The following is a 26027-nucleotide window of genomic DNA, read 5'->3' on the forward strand; positions in this document are numbered from 1 at the left end:
ACTGTAACCCATGTATCCGGTTCAAAGTGTTACCCATCTATCGGCTGGACACAGGCAGGGCGACGAGGGGCGGCGCGACTTAAAGCGCCTTCGCAATCCGCGCCGCCAGCCTTGCGTTGTTCTCCACCAGCGCGATGTTGGTCTTCAGGCTCCTGCCGCCAGTCAGCTCCAAAATCTTCCCCAGCAGGAATGGCGTCACCGCCTTGCCGGTCACGTTGAGTGCTTCCGCGGCCTTCTGCGCGGCCTCGATATAGCCAGCCATCTCTTCGGCTGGGATTTCGTGGTTTTCCGGCACCGGATTGGCGATCAGCATGCCACCGGCGAGCCCCAGCGCCTGCCGGGTCTGGTAGAAATGCGCGATCTCTTCCGGTATGTGCAAGGTCAGCGGCGCGCGGAACGGCGAATGCCGCGACCAGAAGGCCGGCATCGTCTCGCAGCCATGGCCGACCACGGGCACGCCGCGCGTTTCCAGCACTTCCAGCGTCTTTTCGATGTCGAGGATGGCCTTGGCGCCGGCCGATACGACGATGACCGGCGTGCGGGCCAGCTCGTCGAGATCGGCTGAGATGTCAAAACTCTTTTCCGCGCCCTTGTGCACGCCGCCGATGCCGCCGGTGGCGAACACCTTGATGCCGACCATATGCGCGGCGATCATCGTGGCGGCGACCGTGGTGCCACCGGTGCGCCCTTGCGCCACCGCGAACCCGAGGTCGGCGCGCGACAGCTTCATGGCGTCGCCGGTCATGGCAAGGGACTCGCGCTCGCCGTCCGAAAGCCCGATCTTGATGCGGCCGCCAACCACGGCGATCGTCGCCGGCACGGCGCCACCGTCGGTGATGATCTTTTCGACATCGGCCGCCATGGCGCCATTGTCGGGGTAGGGCATGCCATGGGTGATGATGGTGCTCTCCAGCGCCACCACCGGCCGGCCAGCAGCCAGAGCCTGTGCGACCGGCGCGTGGATATCGATGAAGGGGCGGGCGGTCTCTGGTGTCATCCTGATCTCCAATCCGGAGCTATGCGCATCCACCTGGAGGCGCGAAAACACTCCGGCACTATGAACTGGCCCGGTCTCATGCCACTTCCTGCGCATCCGGCACAAGGGCCAGCGCCTCGGTGAAGCTCGCCGTGGTGAAATCGGGAACGGCATCGGCGCTTTCGATGGCCAGCGTCGCCGCGGCAATGCCTTCGCGCAGGGCCGCGCGCAAGGGCACGCCGCGCAGCAAGGCAGCGACCGTCGCACCCGCCAGCGCATCGCCGGCGCCGGTGACGTCAGCGACTTTTCTTGGCGCCGGCGGCAGGATCGAGAAGGTGCCGGCTTCATCGAAGCCCAGCATAGGAGCGCCGCCCGCTGTCACCACGCCGCTTTTGAGCCCGGCGCTTTTCAGCCCGTCGACGATGTCCTGCCCTGAGGCCGCACTGTCCAGGCCGGCTAGTGCGACCGCCTCGCGCCGGTTCATGAAGACGACGGCCAGATTGCCGAGCACCGACCTCAGGCGCACGATCTTGGCCGGCGAAATGGCAATGGCGAAGACGGGTTTACCGGCGGCGAGTGCCACAAGCCGCTCCAGTGCCGCCGTCGGCAGGTTGGCGTCGCAGAAGACGGCATCGGCGGCAGCGATCACCTCTCGCACCTTCGAGCGCCTGACCTGCTTGGGAAATGCCAGCTCATAGAGCGCCATGTCGGCGAAGCCGACGATCAATTCGCCCTCGTTGTCGATCAGCGCCGTATAGCTCGGCGTCGTGCGATCGAGGAACACGGCGGACAGGTCGACAATACCGGCTTTCGCGATGGCTCGTGAAACCGTATCGGCGGCGGCATCGCCGCCGCGCACCGACAGTAGCGAGGCCGAAACGCCGTGCCGCACGGCACTGCGCAACGCGTTGAAAACGCCGCCGCCGACATCCTCGCGCATCGTGCCGGGATTGGACGCGGCCGGCACGTAAGCGCCGGACACCTGGCCGCGCCGGTCGATATGGGCGCCACCTACGGCCAGTACTTTCGCGGATTTCAGCATGCCGGCGATATGACCTTTGTAATTCCAGCCGCACAAGCGCTAGGCTGTGTGACGAAGCTTCGCATGCAGGGTAGCGATTCGGCCGATCGAAACAATCGAGCCGCCTGGCCCATTGCGAGGTGCATCCCTGATCGAATCCCTAGGACAAAAAAAGAACAGATCCGGATATTGATTGTTTTTCAGATATTTGAACCCCCTTGCCAAACGAGAACAAAAAAGGTACAAATAGACAGGGATTACGGATTGTCCGGCCTTCATTGACGACCAAGGGGTGATGTATCATGGCTCAGAATTCTTTGCGGCTGGTAGAGGACAAAGCGGTGGACAAATCAAAGGCTCTGGATGCGGCGCTGTCGCAAATCGAGCGGGCTTTCGGCAAGGGCTCGATCATGCGGCTCGGCGCGAACGAGCAGGTCGTCGAGATCGAAACCGTGCCGACCGGCTCGCTTGGCCTCGACATCGCGCTTGGCGTCGGTGGCCTGCCGCGCGGCCGCATCGTCGAGATCTACGGGCCGGAAAGCTCGGGCAAGACAACGCTGGCGCTGCACACTGTTGCGGAAGCCCAGAAGAAGGGTGGCATCTGCGCCTTCGTCGATGCCGAGCATGCGCTCGATCCGGTCTATGCCCGCAAGCTTGGCGTCGATCTGGAAAACCTTCTGATCTCGCAGCCTGACACCGGTGAGCAGGCGCTGGAAATCTGCGACACGCTGGTGCGCTCCGGTGCAATCGACGTGTTGGTGGTCGATTCGGTCGCGGCGCTGACGCCACGCGCCGAAATTGAAGGCGAGATGGGCGATTCGCTGCCCGGCCTACAGGCCCGCCTGATGAGCCAGGCGCTGCGCAAGCTGACCGCCTCGATCTCGCGCTCCAACACCATGGTCATCTTCATCAACCAGATCCGCATGAAGATCGGCGTCATGTTCGGTTCGCCCGAGACCACGACGGGTGGCAACGCGCTGAAATTCTACGCCTCGGTCCGCCTCGACATCCGCCGCATCGGCTCGGTCAAGGACCGCGACGAGGTCGTCGGCAACCAGACCCGCGTCAAGGTGGTCAAGAACAAGCTGGCGCCGCCCTTCAAGGTGGTCGAGTTCGACATCATGTATGGCGAGGGCGTGTCCAAGACCGGCGAACTGGTCGACCTCGGCGTCAAGGCCGGCGTGGTCGAGAAGTCGGGCGCCTGGTTCTCCTACAATTCGCAGCGTCTCGGCCAGGGCCGCGAGAATGCCAAGCTGTTCCTGCGCGACAATCCCGACACGGCGCGCGAGATCGAACTAGCGCTCAGGCAGAATGCCGGGTTGATCGCCGAGAAATTCCTCGAGAATGGCGGCGCCGAGAGCGGCGACGACGGGTTCGAGGAAGAATCCGGCGCGATGTAGCAAACTCGTGCACAAGATGCCGGCCGAAGATCGGCCATAATCCTGTTCTATTATCTCAAGCTTATGTAATTGAGTTCAGTGTTTTCGCGTTCCAAACCGCCGGCTTTCGAGCCGGCGGTTTTTCGTTTTCTGGCTGGCGCTGATGGTCGGCAAGCTGGCGATTTGGACCAATTCCGTGTTTCTGGACAGGGTGCGGTGCGACCGCTAAAAGGCCAAGTCTATTTTCTTATGGATGTCGCCCAAAAGTGCGCAGCGGTTTTGGGACAGCGACATGCATGGAAGCAAAAACTTGAAGCGCGTCGACTGAATCCGTTTTCAGCGCGACGCGCTTTGAGACCCAGAGCCCATTTTCCGCCGGTTTGCCGGCGGTTTTCTCGAAAAGGCAGCATTCATGAGTGGCGTGAACGAGATCCGGTCGACATTTCTCGACTACTTCCGCAAGGAGGGTCACGAGATCGTCGCGTCGAGCCCGCTGGTGCCGCGCAACGATCCGACGCTGATGTTCACCAACGCCGGCATGGTGCAGTTCAAGAACGTCTTCACCGGCCTGGAGAAGCGGCCCTATTCGCGCGCCTCGACCGCGCAGAAGAGCGTTCGCGCCGGCGGCAAGCACAACGACCTTGACAATGTCGGCTACACCGCACGCCATCTGACCTTCTTCGAAATGCTCGGCAATTTCTCCTTTGGCGACTATTTCAAGGAGCGCGCCATCGAGCTTGCCTGGAACCTGATCACCAAGGAATTCGGGCTCAACAAGGACAAACTTCTGGTCACCGTCTATCACACGGACGATGAAGCCGCTGGCTTCTGGAAGAAGATCGCCGGGTTTTCCGACGACCGCATCATTCGCATCGCGACCTCGGACAATTTTTGGGCGATGGGCGACACCGGACCGTGCGGGCCGTGCTCGGAGATATTCATCGACCGCGGCGAACACATCTGGGGCGGCCCTCCCGGCAGCCCGGAGGAAGATGGCGACCGTTTCCTCGAATTCTGGAACCTGGTGTTCATGCAGTATGAACAGGTGACGAAGGAAGAGCGCATCGACCTGCCGCGCCCGTCGATCGACACCGGCCTAGGGCTGGAGCGCATGGCGTCTATCCTGCAGGGGGTGGAGAGCGTCTTTGAAACCGATCTATTCCGTCACCTGATCGACGCGGCGTCGTCCGCCATTGGGCACGGTCCCGACAAGGAGACGGTCGCGTCCTTCCGCGTCATCGCCGATCATCTGCGCTCGTCGTCTTTCCTGGTCGCCGACGGTGTGCTGCCGTCGAACGAAGGCCGTGGCTATGTCCTGCGTCGCATCATGCGCCGCGCCATGCGTCATGCGCAGTTGCTCGGTGCCCGCGATCCCTTGATGTGGCGCCTGGTGCCGGCCCTGGTCCGCGAGATGGGCCAGGCCTATCCGGAGCTGGTGCGCGGCGAGCAGTTGATCACCGAGACCCTGAAGCTCGAGGAAACCCGTTTCCGCAAGACGCTGGTGCGTGGCCTCGGCCTGCTTTCGGAGGCGACGGAAAAACTGGGCGCCGGCGACATGCTGGATGGCGAGACGGCCTTCAAGCTCTACGACACCTACGGCTTCCCGCTCGATCTGACGCAGGACGCGCTGCGCCAGCGCAGCATCTCGGTCGATCTGGCTGGCTTCACCAATGCCATGGAGCGGCAGAGGGCCGAGGCGCGCGCTCACTGGGCAGGCTCCGGCGACGCCGCCACAGAGACGATCTGGTTCCCGGTGCGCGAGAAGGCGGGCGCCACCGAATTCCTCGGTTACGAGACCGAGCAGGCGGAAGGCCTCATCCAGGCGCTTGTCAGGGACGGCAAGACCGTCGACAGCGCAAGCAAGGGCGACGCGGTTGCCGTGGTCGTCAACCAGACGCCGTTCTATGCCGAGTCCGGCGGCCAGATGGGCGACACCGGAATCATGTCAGGCGAAGGCTTCTCGATCGATGTTTCCGATACGCAGAAGAAGGCCGATGGGCTGTTCGTCCATATCGGCAAGATGGCCAGCGGCACGGTCAAGACCGGCGCTGTCGTCGAGCTCAAGGTCGACCATGACAGACGCTCGAGGCTGCGTGCGAACCATTCCGCGACGCATCTGATCCATGAGGCGCTGCGCGAGGTGCTGGGTAGCCATGTCGCGCAGAAGGGTTCGCTGGTTGCGCCCGAGCGCCTGCGCTTCGACATCTCGCACAACAAGCCCATTTCGCCCGAGGATCTCGAAGAGGTCGAGCGCATGGCGAACGAGATCGTCGTCCAGAACGGCCCGGTGAGCACGCGCCTGATGTCGGTCGACGACGCCATTGCCGAGGGCGCCATGGCGCTGTTCGGCGAGAAGTACGGCGACGAGGTGCGCGTCGTGTCGATGGGCACGGGCCTGCATGGCGCCAAGGCCAACCGGCCCTATTCGGTCGAACTCTGCGGCGGCACGCATGTCAGGGCGACCGGCGATATCGGCCTGGTGCGTGTCGTGTCGGACAGCGCGGTCGCCGCCGGCGTGCGCCGCATCGAGGCTTTGACCGGCGAGGCCGCGCGCAAGCATCTCGACGAGCAGGACCGGCGTTTGAAATCGGTGGCCGCGACGCTGAAGATCTCGCCGGCCGACGTGCCGGCGCGCGTCGAGGCGCTGCTCGACGAGCGCAAGAAGCTCGAGAAGGAACTGACCGAAGCGCGCAAGAAACTGGCGCTGGGCGGCGGTGCCGCGGCGGGTGCACCGTCGGAGAACGAAACTGTCGCCGGCGTCGGCTTCCTCGGCAAGGCGGTTTCGGGTGTTTCGCCGAAGGATCTGAAGCCGCTGGCCGATGCCGGCAAGAGCTCGCTCGGTTCCGGCGTCGTCGTCTTCGTCGGCGCCGGCGACGACAACAAGGCGAGCGTCGTGGTCGCTGTCACCGATGATCTGCTAAGCCGTTTCAGCGCCGTCGATCTGGTGCGCGTGGCCTCCGCAGCATTGGGCGGTCAGGGTGGCGGCGGACGGCCCGACATGGCGCAGGCCGGTGGCCCGGACGCCTCGAAAGCCGGTGATGCGATCGCCGCGGTCAAGGCGGCGCTGGAGGCAGCCTGAAAGTCCCTGCATGAAGGTGCTCGTCCTTGGCGGCTACGGTCTGATCGGCGAAGCCGTCGTCGGCCGTCTGCTTCGCGACGGTCATCATGTGGCCGGCCTTGGTCGCGATGTCGTGGATGCCGAGCGGCGCTGGCCGGCGGTACGCTGGATCGCCGCCGACATGTCGCGGCTGCTTGCCGCCGAGGACTGGCTGCCGGTCGTCACCGGCATGGACGCAATCGTCAATGCGGCAGGCGCCTTGCAGGACGGCCCGCGCGATCGCCTCGACGCCATCCACCGGGATTCGATGGTGGCGCTGGTCGCGGCTTGCGAACAGGCCGGCGTGCGCCGTTTTGCGCAGATTTCCGCGATCGGCGCCGACCTGTCCTCCGCCGACGCGTTCTTCAACAGCAAGGCGCAAGGCGACAGGGCTGTCGCAGGCTCTTCGCTGGAGTGGACGATCCTGCGCCCAGGTTTGGTGATCGCGCCCGCCGCCTATGGCGGGACGGCACTTTTGCGCGCCCTTGCGGCCTTCCCCGGTTTTATCCCTGCCGTCATGTCGCGCCAGCCGATCCAGACCGTGGCGGTCACCGACGTTGCTGAAGCGCTCTCGCGCGCGGTCGCCGGATCGCTGCCGCCCCGTACTGCCGTCGATCTCGTCGAGGCGCAAGCCAGACCGCTCGCCGATGTTCTCCTGGCCTTTCGGGCATGGCTTGGCCTGCCGCGGGCGAAGGTCGTACCGATGCCGGCCATTGTCGGCCGTCTTGCTGCCGCAACCGCCGATGGCCTGGGCCTCCTTGGCTGGCGATCGCCTTTGCGCAGCGCAGCCCTTGCCGCGCTGGCGCGTGGCGTGACTGGCAATGCCCGGCCTTGGAACCAGATTTGCGGCCATCCGCTTCAGCCGCTGGAAGCAACGCTGGCCGCCATGCCGGCCCATGTCCAGGAGCGATGGTTCGCGCGCCTCTGGCTGGCAAAACCTGTCATCTTCGGCTGCCTGGCCCTGTTCTGGCTTGCTTCGGGCATCATCAGCCTGGTCCGGCAAGACGAAGCCGCTTCCATTCTTGTGTCACGCGGCGTGTCGGCGAATTTTGCGGACGTGGCGGTTCTTGTCGGCGGCGCTGCGGATATCCTTGCCGGCGCGGCGGTTCTAGTCCGGCCTTTTGCCCGGCCAGCGCTGCTGGCGATGATAGCAATCACGCTGTTTTATCTGGCGGCGTCGACGCTTCTCGTTCCCGATCTATGGCTCGCGCCGCTGGGGCCGCTGGTCAAGACGATCCCCATGCTGTGCCTGGTGCTTGTGGCGCTGGCGGTCGTCGACGAGCGATGAACCTCTGGGCCGACATACTGCGCTGGACGCATGTCATTGGCGCCACGGTTCTCTTTGGCACCGGCGCCGGGATTGCCTTCTTCATGCTGATGGCGCCGCGCACCGGTCGCGCCGAGCTCGTCGCCCATGTCGCGGGCACGGTTGTCATCGCCGACACCATATTCACGGCAACCGCGGTCGTCGTGCAGCCCATCACCGGCGTATTGCTTGCTCGGGCATTGGGGTGGCCGCTGTCCGAGGGCTGGATTGTACTGTCGCTGCTGCTTTATGTCGTGACGGGTCTGTTCTGGCTGCCGGTGGTCTGGATCCAGATTCGGATGCGAAATCTGGCGCGACAGGCGGTTATCGAAAATCGACCGCTGCCCGCCGAGGAAAAGCGCCTTTTTCGCATCTGGTTCGCTTGCGGTTTTCCGGCCTTCGCTGCCGTGCTTGCCATCCTTTGGCTGATGGTCGCCCGGCCGGAGATCAGTTTTTTCGGAGGATGATGTGCCCACGCTGACCATGTACCAGGTCGATGCTTTTGCCGAGCGCGCCTTTCAGGGCAACCCCGCTGCCGTCCTCATCTTGCAGGACTGGCTGGCGGACGAGGTGATGCAGGCCATCGCAAACGAGAACAATCTTGCCGAAACCGCCTTTGCGCGGCCGAACGGCAAGGGCTGGGACTTGCGCTGGTTCACACCGGTTCATGAAGTCGACTTCTGCGGACACGCCACTCTGGCGACCGCCCATGTGCTGGCCTCGCAACACGATGTGGCCGATGACATGGCCTTTGCCACGCGAGTGGGCGAGTTGCGGGTCTCTCAGCGGCAAGGCGCCTACCAGCTCGATCTGCCATGCTTTCCGCCGCAGCCTGTCGACGGCGAAACCATGCTGGCGCTGCAGGAGATATTGTCGCCGCATCCGGTTGCGGGCTTTCGCAATTTTGAGAACCTGTTCGTCGAGCTTGCCGACGAGCAATCCGTCCGGTCCTTCGTTCCCGATCTGCTCAGGATCGGGGCTTTTCACCCGCTCGGCCTTGTCATTACCGCGCGCGGCCAAACGCATGATTTCGTCTCCCGCTATTTCGTTCCCGGAGCCGGCATCCCCGAGGATCCGGTGACCGGCTCCATTCATGCGACGCTGGTGCCGTACTGGGCTGAAAAACTCGGCAAGACCCACCTGTCCGCCTTCCAGTGCTCACAGCGCGGCGGGCATCTTTTGTGTGACCTGGCAGGCGATCGCGTGCTAATCCTGGGTCGCGCCAAGACCTTCATGAAGGCGGAAATCTATCTTCCAGAATGAACAACGGGCGCAGGCTGATCAGGCCGCAGGACCGCTCGCGGCAAAGCCTGGACGGGCCGCGATCCGGTCCCACCAGGCTTGACCCTCTGGGAACTCGGCGAGCAGCTTTTGCCCTTCGGCGACCTTGACGAAATAGCCGATGATCGGCGCCGCATGCAGATCGGCGAGCGTCAGCTGGTCGCCAAGCCACCATGGACCCGGCGCTTTCAGTGAGGAGAGCGTCCGAAGCGCCTTGCTCGCCTGCGAAAGCCCGTTGGCGATCAACGCCTCGTCGCGTGCCTCCTTCTCCAGCCGCTCGACGGCGACATCCCAGACCATCGACCGATAGGCATAGGCGTCGAGCATGCCGATGATCTGGTTCATCCGCGCACGGCCGCGCGGATCCTTCGGCTGCAGCGCCGGCCCGTCAAAGGCTTCGTCGACATAGCCCGCGATCGCGCTCGTCTCGAAAAGGCGAAACCCGTCATGCTCGAAGGCCGGGATGCGGCCGAACGGGTGATGCTCGAAATACCAGGCGGGAATGCCCTCGGCGGCAAAGACATCGACCGGCACGAGCCCGTAGTCGATGCCTTTCTCCTCGAGCACGAGCCGCACGATGCGCACATAGACGCTGTAGTCCGCGCCGTAGACGACGGGCTTGCCCATGGTACCCCTCCGGTCTTGGCCGGTTACGCCATCGCCTTTTGCAGGTTCTCGTCGATCTTGTCGAGGAAGCCGGTGGTCGAGAGCCAGGGCTGGTCGGGGCCGATCAGCAGCGACAGGTCCTTGGTCATGAAACCGCTCTCGACCGTCTGGATGCAGACCTTTTCCAGTGTCTCGGCAAAGCGCTTCAGTTCGGCATTGTCGTCGAGCTTGGCGCGGTGCGCGAGGCCGCGCGTCCAGGCAAAGATCGAGGCGATTGAATTGGTCGAGGTCTCCTCACCCTTCTGGTGCTGCCGGTAGTGGCGGGTGACGGTGCCGTGGGCGGCTTCGGCTTCCACCGTTTTGCCGTCCGGTGTCATCAGCACCGAGGTCATCAGGCCGAGCGAACCGAACCCTTGCGCAACGGTATCGGACTGGACGTCGCCGTCATAGTTCTTGCAGGCCCAGACATAGCCGCCGGACCATTTCAGGCTGGACGCCACCATGTCGTCGATTAGCCGGTGCTCGTACCACAGCTTCTTCGACTTGAACTCGGCCTCGAACTCGGCCTCGTAGACTTCCTGGAAGATGTCCTTGAAGCGCCCGTCATAGGCCTTGAGGATGGTGTTCTTGGTCGAGAGATAGACCGGATAGTTGCGCAGCAGGCCGTAGTTCAGCGAAGCACGGGCGAATTCGCGGATGGAATCGTCGAGATTGTACATGGCCATGGCGACGCCGGCGCCCGGCGCATCGTAGACATCGTGCTCGATGACTTTGCCGTCCTCGCCGACGAACTTGATCGTCAGCTTGCCCTTGCCGGGAAAGCGGAAATCGGTGGCGCGGTATTGGTCGCCGAAGGCGTGACGCCCGACGATTATAGGCTTGGTCCAGCCCGGCACCAGGCGCGGTACGTTCTTCATGATGATCGGTTCGCGGAAGATGGTGCCGCCGAGGATGTTGCGGATGGTGCCGTTCGGCGACTTCCACATCTTCTTCAGTTTGAATTCCTCGACGCGCTGCTCGTCGGGCGTGATCGTCGCGCATTTCACGCCGACCCCGTATTTCTTGATGGCGTTGGCCGAATCGATGGTCACCTGATCGTTGGTGGCGTCACGGTGCTCGATGCCGAGGTCGTAATATTCAAGCTTGAGGTCGAGATAAGGGTGGATCAGCTTGTCCTTGATGAACTGCCAGATGATGCGGGTCATCTCGTCGCCGTCGAGTTCGACGACCGGGTTCGCCACCTTGATCTTCGCCATGGAAAGAATGCCTCGTTCAACAGTTGGGTGATGGCGGGGCAGACCTCGCCAGAGTAGGGACTTCGCCTATAGCAAAGCGATCAGAGCGGTGCAAACCGGGACGACGCCGACGCAGGCTGCTGCAAGAGCAATTCCAAGAGAAGTGTGAAGCGGTTTTCTCGGGAGAAGCGCGTAGCGCTTTCCCTTAGGGAATTGCGACAAAAACAAAAAAGATAGAGCGGTTCGGCGCTTCCGTGAAACGGTGAACCGCTCTGGCAATCGAGAACAAAAAAGGCGATGCCGCACTGCCTCCGATGGGCAGCTGGCATCGCCTTGTTTCATGCTGCCGCGGAAGCGGCGGTCGCTTATTGCAGCGGCGCACCGCCAGGGCCCGGGAAGCCGGTGAGCGGCGTGCCGTCGGCTACGTTGCCGGCGATCATGTTGTTCTTGAACGACTGGACGGCGCCGCTCCCGGTATTGCTGACCCCGGTAACATTGCCGAATATCGTCGATCCGCCGAGAAAGGCGATGGCGCTTCCGTTGCCGCTGGCAGCCGCACCGTTGGCGTTGACACCGCTGCCGGCATTGGCGCTGATCGTGTTACCGGTAATCGTCGCACGCACCGGCGATGCCGCTGCGACGGATTTGACCACCACGCCGTTGCCGGTATTGCCGCTGATCAGGCTGTTGGTCAGCGTCAGGTTCATGGCCACGGTGTTGCCTGTGCCGTCGATAAGAATGCCACTGGCGCTGTTGGTGATTTCCACCTTCGAAAGGATGGCGTTGATACCAGCAGCGACGGACGATTTGATAAGAACACCTTCGGCGCCTGCCTCGGCTATCCGCGTGTTGCTTATGTAGAGTTCGCTGTTCGCGTTGGCGGCGAATTCGACGCCGTTGCCGCCCATCCGCTCTATGTTGCAGTCCTCGATATGCAGTTGACCTTGGCCAACCATCCGCACGCCGTCGAGGCCGTTGCCTATACCGTCTATATCGATGCCGCGAAGATGCACCGCCGAGCCGACCGGCGTGTTGACGATGATGCCGTTCACGAGGGACGCGAGCACGCCAGCTTCAGTGTTTCTGCAGTCGATGGTGATGGATTTGGTGATGGTGACTGCGCCAAAACCGCCCGGGTCGATACAGTTGATTTCGCCGGCCGTCGCCGTCTTCGAGATGGCACCGGCAAACGTCTTGCAGGGTGCGGTTCGGCTGCATGGATTGGCGTCGTCACCAACGCCGGAAACCCACGTCCGTGTCGCTTGCGCGGAAGCTGGCGCAATCAGGAAGATTGACGCCAGAGCCAACACGGCGAGTGAAAGGAAAAACCGTACGATCTTCAATTGCCCCTCCTAGATTTTGGCCAACGCCTGCGTCGTCCGTTGAAATCCGTGTCGAAATGCTTGGGGCAAAAATAAATGACGGGAGCGTGCAGGACACACTCCATCTTCCAAATACCAACCGTCGATACACATTGAAAACCCAAGCGGTCGGGAGATTACCTTTTTCTAGTTTGATTCTCCAGTGACGCGATGCGTCATCGTAAATAAATATGCATTCGAATCGTAGATGATTTTTACAAATGGAAAATATCGTCAATGCCGGCAGCAAGCGGGTCCATTTGTCGGCGGTTTGGGCCGCCATGGTCGAGCGGTGCAACCAGGGTAGCGGAAGACGCAGGCCCCGTGGTGGCAGTCAAGAACAACGAGGCGATGCAGCCTTCCATTGAAGGGCAGGCGGCATCGCCTCGTTTCATACCGCCGGGGAGGCGGCGTTCGCTTATTGCAGCGGCGTGCCGCCAGGGCCCGGGAACGCGGTGAGCGGTGTGCCGTCGGTCAGGTTGCCGGAGATCATGTTGTTCTTGAACGACTGGACGGCGCCGCTCCCGGTATTGCTGACCCCGGTGACATTGCCGAAGATCGTCGATCCGCCGAGAAAGGCGATGGCGCTTCCATTGCCGCTGGCTGCTGCACCGTTGGCGTTGACGCCGGTGCCGGCGTTGGCGCTGATCGTGTTGCCGGTAATCGTCGCGCGCACCGGCGATGCCGCTGCGACGGATTTGACCACCACGCCGTTGCCGGTATTGCCGCTGATCAGGCTGTTGGTCAGCGTCAGGTTCATGGCCACGGTGTTGCCTGTGCCGTCGATAAGAATGCCACTGGCGCTGTTGGTGATTTCCACCTTCGAAAGGATGGCGTTGATACCAGCAGCGACGGACGATTTGATAAGAACACCTTCGGCGCCTGCCTCGGCTATCCGCGTGTTGCTTATGTAGAGTTCGCTGTTCGCGTTGGCGGCGAATTCGACGCCGTTGCTGGTCACCCGCTCTATGTTGCAGTCCTCGATATGCAGTTGACCTTGACCAAGCATACGCACGGCGTCGGCGCCTGTGCCTACACCGTCTAAATCAAGGCCGCGGAGATGCACTATCGAGCCGGCCGGTGTGTTGACGATGATGCCGTTCGAGCCGAGCGTAAAAAGCACACCGGCTTCAGTATTTCTGCAGTCGATGGTGAGGGATTTGGTGATGGTGACCGCGCCAAAGCCGCCCGGATCGAGACAGTTGATCTCGCCGGCTGTCGCAGTCTTCGAGATGGCACCGGCAAACGTCTTGCACGGTGCGGTTCGGCTGCATGGATCGGCGTCATTGCCAACGCCAGAAACCCACGTCCGTGTCGCCTGTGCGGAAGCCGGCGCGATCAGGAAGACTGACGCTGCAAGCAACACCGCGAGTGAAAGGAAAAACCGTACGATTTTCATTTGCCCCTCCTAGATTTGGCCAACGCCTGCGTCGGCCGTTGAAATCCGTGATGAAATGCTTGGGGCATAAATAGATGACGGGAGTGTGCAAGACACGCTCCGTCTTCTCAATACCATTCGTCAATACACGCTGGACCCAAGCGAGCGGGAGATTACCTTTTTCTAGTTTGATTTTCCACCGACGAGATGGGTCATCGTAAATAAATATGCATTCGGATCGTAGATGATTTCTAAAAATGGGAAATATCGTCAATAGCAACAGCGAGGACCCGTGTTTCCATTTGCCGGCGGTTTGGGGCGCCATGGTCGAGCCATCACGCAGCAACGAGGTCGAATGTCTTTTGGTTGAGGGCACGAGTGCGATGCCGCATCCCGCCAATCTCCCGAGGAGACGGCACAAGGCTATTTGTCGGCCAAGTGGCGGATAACTCTTCAAAAAGCCGCATCGATATGGCACGACGCGGAGACTTCGTGGCGCATTCACCTGGAAAACATGACCGGAACGGACTTTCAGCACGGCCTCACGACCGCTGGCCCGGCGATCATCCTCGTCGAGCCGCAGCTCGGTGAGAACATCGGCATGGTGGCTCGTGCCATGGCCAATTTCGGCCTGTCGGAACTGCGCCTGGTCAACCCTCGCGACGGTTGGCCGAGCGAGAAGGCGCGCGCAGCCGCCAGCCGCGCCGACCATGTCATCGACGCAGTCAAGGTGTTCGACGACCTGGCCTCGGCGCTCGCCGATCTGAACTTTGTTTTCGCAACCACGGCCAGGCAGCGCGACGGCTTCAAATCCGTGCGCGGCCCGGTGGAAGCGGGCAGGGTGCTTCGGGCACGTCATGCAACGGGGCAGCGCACCGGCATCCTGTTCGGCCGCGAGCGCTTCGGCCTCTACAATGACGAGGTCGGCCTTGCCGACGAGATCGTCACCTTCCCCGTCGATCCCGATTTCTCCTCGCTCAACATCGCCCAGGCGGCCTTGCTGATGTCCTACGAGTGGATGAAGTCCGGCCTGGAAGAGGAGACCAAAACCAATTTTTCAGGCCCGGACATGAAGCCGGCAAGCAAGGAAGAGCTGCACGGCCTGTTCGCCTATCTCGAAGGCGCATTGGAAGCGCGCGGTTATTTCCGCCCCGCACCTAAGAAGCCGAAGATGGTCGACAACCTGCGCGCCGTGCTGACGCGTGCCGGCTTTGCCGAGCCGGAGCTGAAGGTGCTGCGCGGCATCATTTCGTCCCTGGACAGGTTTTCACCGGCGATGCCGCGTGGCGAGGGTTCGCCGGGCGACGATCCAAGACGATTGCCGGCGGCCGTGGCGCGCGCCCGCAAGGCGGAAGGCGATCGCCTGGCAGACAAGGCAGACGGCACCGGCAAGGACGACGACATGCCGCCGTTCGGCGGAAAGGGAACCGATAATGACTGAGCGGCCGATCCTGATGTTCGATTCCGGCATCGGCGGGCTCACCGTGCTGCGCGAGGCGCGCGTGCTGATGCCCGACCGCCGCTTTGTCTATGTCGCCGACGATGCCGCGTTCCCCTATGGCGCCTGGGAGGAGCCGGCCCTCAACGCCCATATCCTTGGCCTGTTCGGCGCGCTGCTGGAAAAATTCCAGCCCGAGATTTCGGTCATCCCCTGCAACACCGCATCGACGCTGGTGATCGACGCGTTGCGCGAGAAATTCCCCGGTCACCCTTTTGTCGGCACGGTGCCGGCGATCAAGCCGGCCGCCGAGCGCACGCGCTCAGGCCTCGTCTCGGTGCTGGCGACGCCCGGCACGGTCAAGCGTCAGTACACGCGCGACCTGATCAGCAAATGGGCGCAGAAATGTCATGTGCGGCTCGTCGGCTCTGACCGGCTGGCGCCGCTGGCGGAAATCTACATGCGCGAGGGGTTCGTCGACGAGGAGATCGTCCGCCAGGAGATCGCGCCATGCTTCGTCGAGAAGGACGGCGCCCGGACCGACATCGTCGTGCTCGGCTGCACGCACTATCCGTTCCTGGCCAATCGCATGCGCAAGACCGCGCCCTGGCCGGTCGACTGGATCGATCCGGCCGAAGCGATCGCCCGCCGCGCCATGTCGCTGCTGGCGCCGGTCGACGGGCCCTTGCCGGTGGGTGAGCCTGACATTGCGGTCTTCACCTCCGGCAAGGCGGATTTCGCCACCAGCCGGCTGATGCAGGGGTTCGGGCTGGTCGTGAGCCAGATGGCGGCGGAAACGTCTGCCACTTAAACAGGTTCGAAGACGATGCTGCGTTGATCTGGATCGGCCAAGACCAGCCTTAGCGTCAGACCGTCGCCCTGTCTAAGCCCGTAGGCCTTTACGTTGGCAACGACAGGCATGTCGGCAAGCTGAACGCGCACGCCATGGTCGACGACGTCGGTGACAGCAGCTTTGAACGTCTCGCCCTCGCGTCCCTTCAGCATTACCGCCTCGGCAAGGTCGATAGCCGCGTGGTTGATCCGCGAAGCGTGGCTATCCGCACGCCCCATCACCTGCGGCAATCTGGCGAACGCGTCGGTGACAGCCTGGGACACCGGCTGGCCATTGGCGATGGCCAGCGCGCAGCGCACGACGTAGCGATCGGCCAGTCGCCTGAGTGGCGCCGTTGCATGGGCATAGGTCGCTGCCATCGCCTCATGCCAAGGCACAACACCTTGCTTATAGGGTTGGTAGGATGCGCCGGCGCTTGCATGGCGGATTTCCAGCATCAGCACCGCCTGTTGCGGATCGGTCGGGTCAAGGGTTCGCTGATAGTCGCGCAAGCTGGTGGAGGCCGGCCAAGACAGCCCGAGAGCCCGTGCCGCGCTGCGCAGTCTTTGCACCCTGAAAGCATCTGGCTCCGACATCACCCGAAACAACCCGGTATGGTGCGCAAACATGGCGTCGGCAATCGCCATGTTTGCAGCCAGCGATAGCGCGGCGTTGTCTTGCTCGGATTGCAGCAGCGGTCTGAACGAAAGCCGGAATGTACCATCGGCGAGCCTTTCAACCACCTGCTCGGGTGGGTCGACGCGCGAAGCACCACGACGCTCTTCGTTCATTGCCATGCGTCGCGCCATTTCGGCGAAGCCGGCCGGAACGTCGGAGGCCTTAACACTGTCATAGGCGAGCTTCGCGCGGCTTTGAATGATTGCCCGCTCCGCGCCGTCCAACTTCGTGGCACCGTCCTGCGCAACCCGGACAGTGAAGACAACCGCTGGCCGCGATCCATCCGGCAACAGGCTCGCTGCACCCTCGGCAATTACCGGCGGGTAGAGTCCGGCCTTGCCGTCCGGCAAGTAAAGCGTCTCGCCCCGCGTCCAGGCTTCGAGATCGATCGCGTCACCGTCCTCGACGAACCAGGCTACGTCGGCAATGGCGTAATGCAGCAGAAGATCGCCGCCGCTCGCCTCGATTGAGAACGCCTGATCAAGATCGGTGGAACTCGCCGGATCGAGCGTGACGAAGGGCATCGTTGTCCGATCGGCATGCTGGTTGGGCACACGTTTGGCCGCCGCCTCCGCGGCGGCCACTACGCCCACCGGAAATCCATCTGGCACGTGGAATTCGGTGCGAATTTTCGCCAGGCCAGTGGAGAGAGCTTGTGAGGGATCGGTCAGAGATTTCATTCAGCCGTCCTACACTGGGGTTCCAGACACGGGAAGGCTGCCAACGAAAATCACCAAGCCTGACCACGTGGCGAACTGGCGCCAAGCAGGCCGGGACCCGAGCCACCGGGGCTGGAACCGTCACCGAAGCGTGGCGTTTCTTCTGAGAGCAACGGAGCAACAGCCATGCCAGCCACCTCGAGAGCCCAGCAGAAAGCCGCCGGCGCCGCTTTGTCGGCGAAGCGCGGCGAGACCAAAAAGAGCGAGCTCAAAGGCGCTTCGAAGGGAATGTATGAATCGATGAGCGAAAAGCAGCTCGAGGAGTTCGCCGAGACGAAGCGCAAGGGACTGCCGGAAAGGAAGTCGGACAGCTGACCCTGGTCGCGTGTCGTCTGGAAAGAAGCACCAAGTGAAAAGCCCGCGGATGAACCGCGGGCTTCGGTCATTGCGATGGATGGGCTATTTCCCGGTCAACCGGGCCCAGGCTGGTATCACCACCAGTGGCAGCGCCGTACCCTGTGGACGATCACCCTGCGGTGACCATGCCGCCACACCACTCTCTTCGTCACGATGATGCGGCAAACCTGTTTGTGTCCGTGCCAATGACGCGCCATCGCCGGTTCCGGCGCCACCGCCATCGAGCCCGCAAGCACCGCAGCGCCTGCCAGGGTAAGGAAGAATTTCTTCATAAGTCTTGCGCTCCTCGCTCCAGTCCGTTCCTGATGCCGTTGGCGCAACTACTCCCGCCACATCCGGCACTGCATCTACGCGGGAAAACGGGTATCTCGTCGCCGGGCCTATGCCAGTCACAAGCTTGACACCGGTTGAATCTCGGTTTAACCAGCCGTCACAACCACCGGGCAGCGATGTCCGGTGTTTGTTTTGTATGCGCAGGATCAGGATGCCTAGTCGTTTCTGATCTTGTTTGAAATGACGTGTCCCGTGGGTTTTCCGCCGCGTTGCGTGGGAAAGCCCTGTCAGGTCTCGAAAACGGGGGCCAGAGGAGGGCGCGTTTCCTTCACCCGGACCATGAGGTTCCGGGTGTGTTGTTTTGAAAAGGGAATGCGATGAGCAAGCGCGAATCCGCGAAGTACAAGATCGACCGCCGTCTCGGCGAAAATATCTGGGGCCGCCCGAAGTCCCCGGTCAACAAGCGTGAATACGGCCCGGGCCAGCATGGTCAGCGCCGCAAGGGCAAGCTTTCCGATTTCGGCCTGCAGCTGCGCGCCAAGCAGAAGCTGAAGGGTCACTATGGCGACGTTTCTGAAAAGCAGTTCCGAAAGGTCTATGAAGAGGCCGATCGCCGCAAGGGCGACACCTCCGAAAACCTGATCGGCCTGCTCGAGTCGCGTCTCGACGCGGTTGTCTACCGCGCCAAGTTCGTGCCGACGATTTTCGCCGCCCGTCAGTTCGTCAACCACGGCCACGTCAACGTCAACGGCAAGCGCGTCAACATCGGCTCGTACCGCTGCAAGCCGGGCGACGTCGTCGAAGTCCGCGAAAAGTCGAAGCAGCTGGTCATCGTTCTGGAATCGGTGGGCTTGGCCGAACGCGACGTGCCGGACTACATCGAAGCCGATCACAACAAGATGGTCGCGACCTTCTCGCGCATTCCCGGCCTGGCTGACGTTCCGTTCGCCGTGCAGATGGAACCGAACCTGGTCGTCGAATTCTATTCGCGCTAAGCGACGAATTCCATTCGCGCCAAGCGAACGCATTTTGCGACACCATCCAAAGGCCGCCCATCGAGGCGGCCTTTTCTTTGTCTGCCATGTCCGCTAATCCGGGCGCTCCGAGCAATTCCAGGAAAAGTGGGAACCGGTTTTCCGCCCGGAATTGCTCCGAACAAAGTGTCCACCGAAAGCGACATGCCATGAACATGCTGCCAGATATCGAAACGCTTGAACCGATTGCCGACGGCGAAGGCGGCTTCCATCCGCTGTTTGCCGATGTGCCGTCCTCGGTCGAGTTCAACAAATTGCGCAAGCGGCTGCTGCGTCTCACCCGTCAGGCGATCGAGGATTTCTCGATGGTCAAGCCCGGCCAGCGCTGGCTCGTAGCGCTGTCGGGCGGCAAGGATTCCTACGGGCTGCTCGCGGTGCTGCTCGACCTCAAATGGCGCGGGCTGTTGCCTGTCGATTTGCTGGCCTGCAACCTGGACCAGGGCCAGCCGAATTTCCCCAAACACATCCTGCCGGACTATCTCGACAGCCACGCCATACCGCACCGGATCGAGTATCAGGATACCTATTCCGTCGTCACCGACAAGCTGCCCGAGGGCAGCACCTATTGCTCGCTCTGCTCGCGTCTCAGGCGCGGCCATCTCTATCGCATCGCGCGGGAAGAGGGATGCTCGGCGCTGGTGCTCGGCCACCATCGCGAGGACATTCTGGAGACCTTCTTCATGAACCTGTTCCATGGCGGCCGTCTTGCCGCCATGCCGCCGAAACTGCTCAACGACGAGGGCGACGTCATGGTGCTGCGGCCGCTGAGCTATTGCGCCGAAACCGACCTCGAGAAGTTCGCCGTGGCGATGCGGTTCCCGATCATTCCCTGCGATCTCTGCGGCAGTCAGGAAGGCCTGCAGCGCAACGCAATGAAGGCGATGCTCGAGGATATCGAAAAGCGCATGCCCGGCCGCAAGGACACCATGATCCGTGCGCTGTCCAACACCAGGCCGTCGCACCTGCTCGACAGAAAACTGTTCGACTTCGCCGCGCTCAACGACACCCTCACCACCAGGCAAGATGTTTCCAATGACATTTGACGACACCGCGATCGACTGGCTGTCCAGCATTCTGGCCGAGGCGGCAGAGGTCGAGATCATGCCGCGCTTTCGCAGGCTGGGGCAGGGTGACATCCGGCAGAAGACCTCGGCCGCCGACCTGGTGACCGAGGCCGACGTCAATGCCGAGCGCCTGATCACCGCCAAGCTGCGCAAGCGCTATCCCTCGGCGATGGTGGTCGGCGAGGAAGCCTGTTCCGACAATCCGGCGCTGCTTGATGGCCTGGGCGAGGCCGATCTTGCTTTCGTCATCGACCCGGTGGACGGCACCTTCAATTTCGCGTCCGGCGTGCCGCTGTTCGGCGTCATGCTGGCGGTGGTGGTCAGGGGCGAAACCGTTGCCGGCATCATCCACGATCCGGTCGGCAAGGACTGGCTGATCGGCGCCAAGGGCGCCGGCAGCCATATCCGGCACGCGCATGGCAGCCTGGAAAAGGTGCACGTCGCGGCGCCCGCGCCGATCTCGGAAATGACCGGCTCTGTCTCCTGGCAATACATGCCCGAACCGGAGCGGTCGCGGCTGGCGCGCAACCAGACCAAGATCCTGTCGCAATTCGCCTATCGCTGCGCGGCGCACGAATATCGCCTCTTGGCCAGCGGCCATGCTCATTTCGTCGTCTACAACAAGCTGATGCCGTGGGATCATCTGGCCGGTGTGCTGATCCATGTCGAGGCCGGCGGCCACGCCGCGCGTTTCGACGGCAGCGCCTATCTGCCGTCACATGTCGGCGGCGGTCTGCTTGTCGCGCCGGATAGGGAAAGCTGGCAGGTCCTGCGTCACGAACTCTGGGCTGAGTAGTCGCACGGCTCCCGTGCGGGGGTCGCCTCAAACCGGCGGGTTGTGTGGCTGAAACATCTTGCCGCGTTCGGCGATCAGGATCATCAGAAGTGCTGCCACCGAGACGCTGCAGAAGCCGGCGGCCAATGGCGTTACCGTGCCGTTGAAGGCTTGGCCGATCAGCGTGCCGAGAATGCCGCCGAGAAAGGTCTGCATGAAGCCCAGTATGGATGACGCCGTGCCGGCCAGTTGGCCGAGCGGTTCCATGGCGAGCGCATTGAAATTCGCGCCGAGCGCACCGAACGGAAGCATGGCACTGGCAAAAAGGGTGATGAACAGCCAGAGCGGCATCTTGATTTCCAGGGAAACCACCAGCCAGACCATGCTGATGGTCAAAAACAGCAGCAGCGCGCTCTGCGACAGTCGGCGCATGCCGATGCGGCCGACAAGGCGTGAGTTCAAATAGTTGGAAAAGGCGAGCACGCCGGCGACACCGGCAAAGATCACGGGGAACATCTCGCCGACATTGAAGACGTCGACATAAATCTGCTGCGCCGAGGCGATGAAGCCGAACATGGCGCCGACGATGAAAGTGCTGGCGAAGGCGTAGCAGAGCGCCATGCGGTTGGTCAGCACGATGCGAAAGCCGCCGACAACGGATGAAACGGTCAGCGGCCTGCGATACTCCGGATGCAGCGTCTCGGGCAGGCGCAGCAGCGACCACGCCGACACGATCAGCGCGCCGACAGCCATGGTGACGAAGATCCAATGCCAGCTTGCAAACAGCATGATGAACTGGCCGATCCCCGGCGCAATGACGGGTATCGCCATGAACACCATGAAGATCAGCGACATCACCTCGGCCATGCGACGGCCGTCGAACGTATCGCGCACGATCGAGATGGCGATGACGCGTGTGGCGGCAGCGCCAATGCCTTGCACGGCGCGGCACAGCAGAAGTGTTTCAAAGCTTGGCGCAACAGCTGCCGCCGCAGCCGCGGCGACATAGATCACCAGCCCGGCAACCAGCGGCGCACGACGTCCGAACCGATCCGAGAGCGGACCGAAAAAGAGCTGGCCGCCGCCGAAGCCCAGAATATAGGCTGTTATGACATATTGCCGATGGTTTTCATTCTCGACGCCGAGCGAGGCGCCGATCTGCTGCAGGGCCGGCAGCATGATGTCGATGGCCAGCGAGTTCAGCGCCATCAGCGCGGCGCACAGCGCGATGAACTCCCAGCGCGGAATGGGCAGTTTGCTTGCCGATAGCGGCGCTGCTGTTGGCTGGTCCACGGCAAGTCCGATCTCTCAAACGAAAACGCGCCGGCGGGCCGGCGCATTGGCTCGTCTTGGTCCCGGTATCCGGGACAAAAAATTGCCGAGGTGGGGCTGCCCGGGCGCCTGGTGCATGAACCGAAAATCGACGTCGATTTTCAGTTCATGCAAAAACAGAAATCAGGCGGCGCCTTTTACGCCGACGCCCTTCTCGACGAGGAACGTCTGCAGTTCGCCTGCCTGGAACATTTCGCGGATGATGTCGCAGCCGCCAACGAATTCACCCTTGACGTAAAGCTGTGGGATCGTCGGCCAATTGGAGTATTCCTTGATGCCCTGGCGCAGCTCGGCCGAGGTCAGCACGTCCACGCCTTTGTAGTCGGCGCCGATATAGTCGAGGATCTGGACGACCTGGCCGGAAAATCCGCACTGCGGAAAGCCGGGCGTGCCCTTCATGAAAAGGACGACGTCGTTGCCCTTCACTTCATTGTCGATGTAGTCGTTGATGCCGCTCATAAAATATCCTTTCCCGCCTGTGGGAGTCAGGCTCGAAACATACCTTTCAAATAAACCCAACGATTGCTCGAAACAAGACGTTAGCCGTGCCGTAGCTGAAATGGCGCAAAGGATGGGCCGTTTTGGGCCAAGCGGTCTTCGCTGCTGCCGGTCATCGCGGCGGTCTTGTTCTGGTGCGGATTAGTCGGGAACGCTGGTCTGCAGGGCGAGCGCATGTAGCACGCCGCCCATATTGCCCTTCAGCGCGTCATAGACCATCTGGTGCTGCTGCACCCGGCTCTTGCCGCGAAAGCTCTCGGCCACCACCTCGGCGGCATAGTGGTCACCATCACCGGCCAGATCGCGGATCGTCACCTTGGCGTCCGGAATGCCGTCCTTGATCAGTTTTTCGATGTCGTGGGCATCCATTGCCATGGCAAAATCCTGTTTCGAGCGGCCGGCGGCCGGCCATAAGTTAAGAGTCGGGTGAGCCTAAAGCCTTTCTGGTCCGGATTGAAGCCGTTCAGACCTTGCCACCGGCAAGAAGGTCCTGGGGCTTCAGGGGCAGACTTAGGCTGGCGGGCTTGCTTGGTCCTCGGCAGCATCCTCGCGCGTCGAAAAGGCGCGACCAAGGCTGAAGGCCAGGACATAGAGCGGAACATTAAGAATCAGGCTGACGATGGGGAGATAGCTCGTCATTTGCCAGGCGGGCGAGAAGAATGGCCGGCCGTAGCCATCGCAGACAAGCGAGGAGCCATATTCCCACAGTGCTCCAACAACCATCGCGGCGGCGAAAAGCTTGATGCAGGTGCCAATATGCTTTGCACGTGCCGGATCCGGCGCAAGGCGGCCCCACAACACCAGGCAAACGATCGGAACCGCGTAGATGAAGTTCTGGGCGACAAGCATCGGAATGGTGCCGCTGGCCGCGGCGAGGAACTCGGCACGTGTTTCCAGCCGCGCGCAAACCTCGCTCGAGGTCGTTGACAGCAGGAACAGGACGAACGGCCCGAGGAACCAGAAGAAGAACAGCGACGGCCAGAAAACGACTGCAAGCAGCGCCCGGACAGCCAGTCTGCTCAACTGGCCTGATCCATGAAGCGGGGGAACCAGCCTTCGTGCGCCGCGCTCAGTTCGCCGACCGGGATCGCCCGCGCCTCGCCAAGCTTCAGCGCGCTGCCGCCGGTCGAACCGATCCACGGCGCGAAGATGCCGAGTTCGCCTTGCTGCTTTCGAATGGCGTCCCATTCTTCGCTATCTGGATCGATCGACAGCGTCAGGAGATAGCGGCCCTGGTCCTCGCCGAACCAGACCGGGATCGGGTTGGTGCCGACAAGCCCGGGAACCGTGGCGCCGATGCTCGACGCCATCGCCATCTCAGCCAGCGCCACGGCGATGCCACCGTCGGAAACGTCATGCGCCGCCGTGACGATGCCGGATGCGATCAGCGCGCGCACATGGTCGCCAACGCGCTTTTCATGCTCGAGATCGACCAGCGGCGGCGGACCGTCGCTGCGCCCATGGATGTCGCGCATATAGACCGACTGGCCGAGATGCGTTCCCCAGGAAGCGGGCGCGCCGACCAGCAGGATCATCTGGCCTTGCGCCGCAAAACCGGTGCGCACCATCTTCGACCAGTCGGCGATCAGGCCGACACCGCCGATGGTCGGCGTCGGCAGGATGCCCTGGCCGTTGGTCTCGTTGTAGAGCGAGACGTTGCCGGAGACGATCGGGAAGCCGAGCGCGCGGCAGGCGTCGCCAATGCCTTTCACCGCGCCGACCAGCTGGCCCATGATCTCAGGCCGTTCCGGGTTGCCGAAATTGAGATTGTCGGTGGCCGCCAGCGGCAGCGCGCCGGTGGCAGTCAGGTTGCGCCAGCATTCGGCCACCGCCTGCTTGCCGCCTTCATAGGGGTCGGCCTCGCAATAGCGCGGCGTCACGTCGGAGGAGAAGGCGAGCGCCTTGGTGGCATGGCCGTCGACGCGCACCACGCCGGCATCGCCACCGGGAAGCTGCAGCGAATTGCCCTGGATCAGGGTGTCGTACTGCTCCCACACCCAACGGCGCGACGATAGATCCGGTCCGCCGAGCAGCTTCAAAAGCGCCTCGGCGACATCGGCCTGGGGAACGTCACTGGCGGCAAGCGGCGCGGGCTTCGTTGGTTCGACCCAGGGGCGATCATACTCCGGTGCCTTGTCGCCGAGATCCTTGATCGGCAGGTCGGCGACCTCGTCGCCCTGGTGCAGCACGCGAAAACGCAGATCGTCGGTGGTCTTGCCGACGATGGCGAAGTCGAGGCCCCATTTGTGGAAGATCGCCTCGGCTTCCTTTTCCTTTTCGGGGCGCAGCACCATCAGCATGCGCTCCTGGCTTTCCGACAGCATCATCTCATAGGCGCTCATGCGCTCTTCGCGCACCGGCACCTTGTCGAGATCGAGCTCGATGCCGAGATCGCCCTTGGCGCCCATTTCGACCGCCGAGCAGGTGAGGCCGGCCGCACCCATGTCTTGGATGGCGATGACCGCGCCCGAGGCCATCAGTTCGAGGCAGGCTTCCAGCAGGCACTTTTCGGTGAAGGGGTCGCCGACCTGCACGGTCGGGCGCTTCTCGTCGATCTTGTCGTCGAATTCGGCCGACGCCATGGTGGCGCCCCCGACGCCGTCGCGGCCGGTCTTGGCGCCGAGATAGACGACCGGCAGGCCGACGCCCTTGGCTTCCGACAGGAAGATGGCGTCTGTCTTGGCTATGCCGGCCGCAAAGGCGTTGACCAGGATGTTGCCGTTGTAGCGGGCGTCGAAATTGACCTCGCCGCCCACCGTCGGCACGCCGAAGGCGTTGCCGTAGCCACCGACGCCGGAAACCACGCCGGAGACCAGGTGCCTGGTCTTGGGATGGTCAGGCGCGCCGAAGCGCAGCGCATTCATCGCCGCGACCGGCCGTGCGCCCATGGTGAAGACGTCGCGCAAGATGCCGCCGACGCCGGTCGCCGCACCCTGGTAGGGCTCGATGAAGGAGGGATGGTTGTGGCTCTCCATCTTGAAGACGACGCAGTCGCCGTCGCCGATGTCGACCACGCCGGCATTCTCGCCCGGTCCCTGGATGACCTGCGGGCCCGTGGTCGGCAAGGTGCGCAGCCATTTCTTCGAGGATTTGTACGAACAGTGCTCGTTCCACATCGCCGAGAAGATGCCAAGTTCGGTGAAGCTCGGCTCGCGGCCGACGAGGTCGAGGATGCGCTGGTACTCGTCAGGCTTCAGCCCATGCGCGGTGATGAGCTCGGGGGTGATCGGCACGGAATTGGAAATGGTCATGGGCGGCGGTTTGTATCCGGAGCGTTGGGATTTGAGTCCCGTCTTATCGCAAGCCTTGCGGCCGATACACCCCATGGATCGACGAAAAACGCGCGAAAGCCGGACAAAACCACAGGCCAATCCCAAGCAGGCAGCG

Annotated in this window: 24 protein-coding genes; 11 read left to right on the forward strand and 13 right to left on the reverse strand. The window is 62.6% G+C overall.

The features are described 5' to 3' along the window. Positions 1-79: 79 nt before the first annotated feature. Both AC07FD_RS17295 and AC07FD_RS17300 read right to left on the reverse strand, forming a co-directional pair. A complete protein-coding gene (locus AC07FD_RS17295) occupies positions 80-997 on the reverse strand; it encodes a pseudouridine-5'-phosphate glycosidase (protein ID WP_478350826.1) in 918 nt (305 codons plus the stop codon). 76 nt (positions 998-1073) lie between these two features. Further along, the gene (locus tag AC07FD_RS17300; protein ID WP_478350827.1) at positions 1074-2018 is read right to left on the reverse strand and encodes a carbohydrate kinase family protein; all 945 of its coding nucleotides are present in this window, start codon (positions 2016-2018) and stop codon (positions 1074-1076) included. A 281-nt stretch (positions 2019-2299) separates the two neighbouring features. On the opposite strand from AC07FD_RS17300, the gene recA reads away from it, so the two are divergent. From recA to AC07FD_RS17325, 5 genes are all read left to right on the forward strand, one after another. After that, complete coding sequence (gene recA, locus AC07FD_RS17305) at positions 2300-3397, forward strand: recombinase RecA (RefSeq protein WP_111542534.1); 1098 nt, start codon at positions 2300-2302, stop codon at positions 3395-3397. 391 nt (positions 3398-3788) lie between these two features. Then, positions 3789-6455, forward strand: coding sequence for an alanine--tRNA ligase (alaS, locus tag AC07FD_RS17310; protein ID WP_478350828.1), 2667 nt, complete (start codon positions 3789-3791; stop codon positions 6453-6455). A 10-nt stretch (positions 6456-6465) separates the two neighbouring features. Further along, positions 6466-7761: an SDR family oxidoreductase gene (locus tag AC07FD_RS17315; protein WP_478350829.1), complete on the forward strand. Its 1296-nt coding sequence runs from the start codon at positions 6466-6468 to the stop codon at positions 7759-7761. Continuing rightward, the gene (locus AC07FD_RS17320) at positions 7758-8246 is read left to right on the forward strand and encodes a DUF2269 family protein (protein ID WP_478350830.1); all 489 of its coding nucleotides are present in this window, start codon (positions 7758-7760) and stop codon (positions 8244-8246) included. Before AC07FD_RS17315 ends, AC07FD_RS17320 begins: the two co-directional genes overlap by 4 nt. A gap of 1 nt (position 8247) precedes the next feature. Further along, on the forward strand, positions 8248-9042 hold the full coding sequence (locus AC07FD_RS17325; protein WP_478350831.1) for a PhzF family phenazine biosynthesis protein: 795 nt from the start codon (positions 8248-8250) through the stop codon (positions 9040-9042). An 18-nt stretch (positions 9043-9060) separates the two neighbouring features. Here the strand turns inward: AC07FD_RS17325 and AC07FD_RS17330 are convergent, their stop codons facing one another. The 4 genes from AC07FD_RS17330 to AC07FD_RS17345 all read right to left on the reverse strand — a co-directional run bounded on the left by AC07FD_RS17330 (position 9061) and on the right by AC07FD_RS17345 (position 13661). Beyond that, positions 9061-9687 (reverse strand): glutathione S-transferase family protein, encoded by a 627-nt coding sequence (locus AC07FD_RS17330; RefSeq protein WP_478350832.1) that lies wholly within the window; start codon positions 9685-9687, stop codon positions 9061-9063. 23 nt (positions 9688-9710) lie between these two features. Beyond that, positions 9711-10922: an NADP-dependent isocitrate dehydrogenase gene (locus AC07FD_RS17335; protein ID WP_095085403.1), complete on the reverse strand. Its 1212-nt coding sequence runs from the start codon at positions 10920-10922 to the stop codon at positions 9711-9713. 344 nt (positions 10923-11266) lie between these two features. Continuing rightward, positions 11267-12244, reverse strand: coding sequence for a right-handed parallel beta-helix repeat-containing protein (locus AC07FD_RS17340; protein ID WP_478350833.1), 978 nt, complete (start codon positions 12242-12244; stop codon positions 11267-11269). A 436-nt stretch (positions 12245-12680) separates the two neighbouring features. After that, positions 12681-13661, reverse strand: coding sequence for a right-handed parallel beta-helix repeat-containing protein (locus AC07FD_RS17345; RefSeq protein WP_478350834.1), 981 nt, complete (start codon positions 13659-13661; stop codon positions 12681-12683). Between the two features lie 493 nt (positions 13662-14154). Here AC07FD_RS17345 and AC07FD_RS17350 point away from each other — a divergent pair, with 493 nt between their 5' ends. Together AC07FD_RS17350 and murI are read left to right on the forward strand one after the other, a co-directional pair. Further along, on the forward strand, positions 14155-15081 hold the full coding sequence (locus AC07FD_RS17350) for an RNA methyltransferase (RefSeq protein WP_478350835.1): 927 nt from the start codon (positions 14155-14157) through the stop codon (positions 15079-15081). After that, positions 15074-15889 carry a glutamate racemase gene (gene murI, locus AC07FD_RS17355; protein WP_478350836.1) on the forward strand — a complete coding sequence of 272 codons (816 nt, stop codon included), beginning with the start codon at positions 15074-15076 and terminating at the stop codon, positions 15887-15889. Before AC07FD_RS17350 ends, murI begins: the two co-directional genes overlap by 8 nt. On the opposite strand, the gene AC07FD_RS17360 is transcribed toward murI, so the two are convergent. Further along, on the reverse strand, positions 15886-17268 hold the full coding sequence (locus AC07FD_RS17360; protein ID WP_478350837.1) for an RNB domain-containing ribonuclease: 1383 nt from the start codon (positions 17266-17268) through the stop codon (positions 15886-15888). The genes murI and AC07FD_RS17360 overlap by 4 nt on opposite strands. A gap of 165 nt (positions 17269-17433) precedes the next feature. On the opposite strand from AC07FD_RS17360, the gene AC07FD_RS17365 reads away from it, so the two are divergent. Next, positions 17434-17622 carry a DUF3008 family protein gene (locus AC07FD_RS17365; protein WP_478350838.1) on the forward strand — a complete coding sequence of 63 codons (189 nt, stop codon included), beginning with the start codon at positions 17434-17436 and terminating at the stop codon, positions 17620-17622. A 116-nt stretch (positions 17623-17738) separates the two neighbouring features. Here AC07FD_RS17365 and AC07FD_RS17370 read toward each other — a convergent pair whose 3' ends face one another. Further along, complete coding sequence (locus tag AC07FD_RS17370; RefSeq protein ID WP_477287841.1) at positions 17739-17936, reverse strand: hypothetical protein; 198 nt, start codon at positions 17934-17936, stop codon at positions 17739-17741. A 378-nt stretch (positions 17937-18314) separates the two neighbouring features. On the opposite strand from AC07FD_RS17370, the gene rpsD reads away from it, so the two are divergent. The 3 genes from rpsD to AC07FD_RS17385 all read left to right on the forward strand — a co-directional run bounded on the left by rpsD (position 18315) and on the right by AC07FD_RS17385 (position 20831). Next, positions 18315-18932, forward strand: a complete 618-nt coding sequence (rpsD, locus tag AC07FD_RS17375) for a 30S ribosomal protein S4 (protein WP_013895883.1) — start codon at positions 18315-18317, stop codon at positions 18930-18932. A 188-nt stretch (positions 18933-19120) separates the two neighbouring features. Next, complete coding sequence (gene ttcA / locus AC07FD_RS17380) at positions 19121-20014, forward strand: tRNA 2-thiocytidine(32) synthetase TtcA (protein WP_478350839.1); 894 nt, start codon at positions 19121-19123, stop codon at positions 20012-20014. Next, positions 20004-20831, forward strand: coding sequence for an inositol monophosphatase family protein (locus AC07FD_RS17385; RefSeq protein ID WP_478350840.1), 828 nt, complete (start codon positions 20004-20006; stop codon positions 20829-20831). The genes ttcA and AC07FD_RS17385 overlap by 11 nt, the downstream gene beginning before the upstream one ends. 27 nt (positions 20832-20858) lie before the next feature. On the opposite strand, the gene AC07FD_RS17390 is transcribed toward AC07FD_RS17385, so the two are convergent. The 5 genes from AC07FD_RS17390 to purL form a co-directional block, all read right to left on the reverse strand. Beyond that, positions 20859-22103, reverse strand: a complete 1245-nt coding sequence (locus tag AC07FD_RS17390; protein ID WP_478350841.1) for a multidrug effflux MFS transporter — start codon at positions 22101-22103, stop codon at positions 20859-20861. A 162-nt stretch (positions 22104-22265) separates the two neighbouring features. Next, positions 22266-22601 carry a Grx4 family monothiol glutaredoxin gene (gene grxD, locus AC07FD_RS17395; RefSeq protein WP_095085430.1) on the reverse strand — a complete coding sequence of 112 codons (336 nt, stop codon included), beginning with the start codon at positions 22599-22601 and terminating at the stop codon, positions 22266-22268. A gap of 180 nt (positions 22602-22781) precedes the next feature. Next, positions 22782-23015 (reverse strand): BolA/IbaG family iron-sulfur metabolism protein, encoded by a 234-nt coding sequence (locus AC07FD_RS17400; RefSeq protein WP_010909092.1) that lies wholly within the window; start codon positions 23013-23015, stop codon positions 22782-22784. A gap of 135 nt (positions 23016-23150) precedes the next feature. Beyond that, the gene (locus AC07FD_RS17405) at positions 23151-23663 is read right to left on the reverse strand and encodes a hypothetical protein (RefSeq protein WP_478350842.1); all 513 of its coding nucleotides are present in this window, start codon (positions 23661-23663) and stop codon (positions 23151-23153) included. Further along, the gene (gene purL / locus AC07FD_RS17410) at positions 23660-25891 is read right to left on the reverse strand and encodes a phosphoribosylformylglycinamidine synthase subunit PurL (RefSeq protein WP_478350843.1); all 2232 of its coding nucleotides are present in this window, start codon (positions 25889-25891) and stop codon (positions 23660-23662) included. Before purL ends, AC07FD_RS17405 begins: the two co-directional genes overlap by 4 nt. Between the last annotated feature and the right edge of the window lie 136 nt (positions 25892-26027).

The sequence above is a fragment of the Mesorhizobium waitakense genome, from assembly GCF_056431085.1.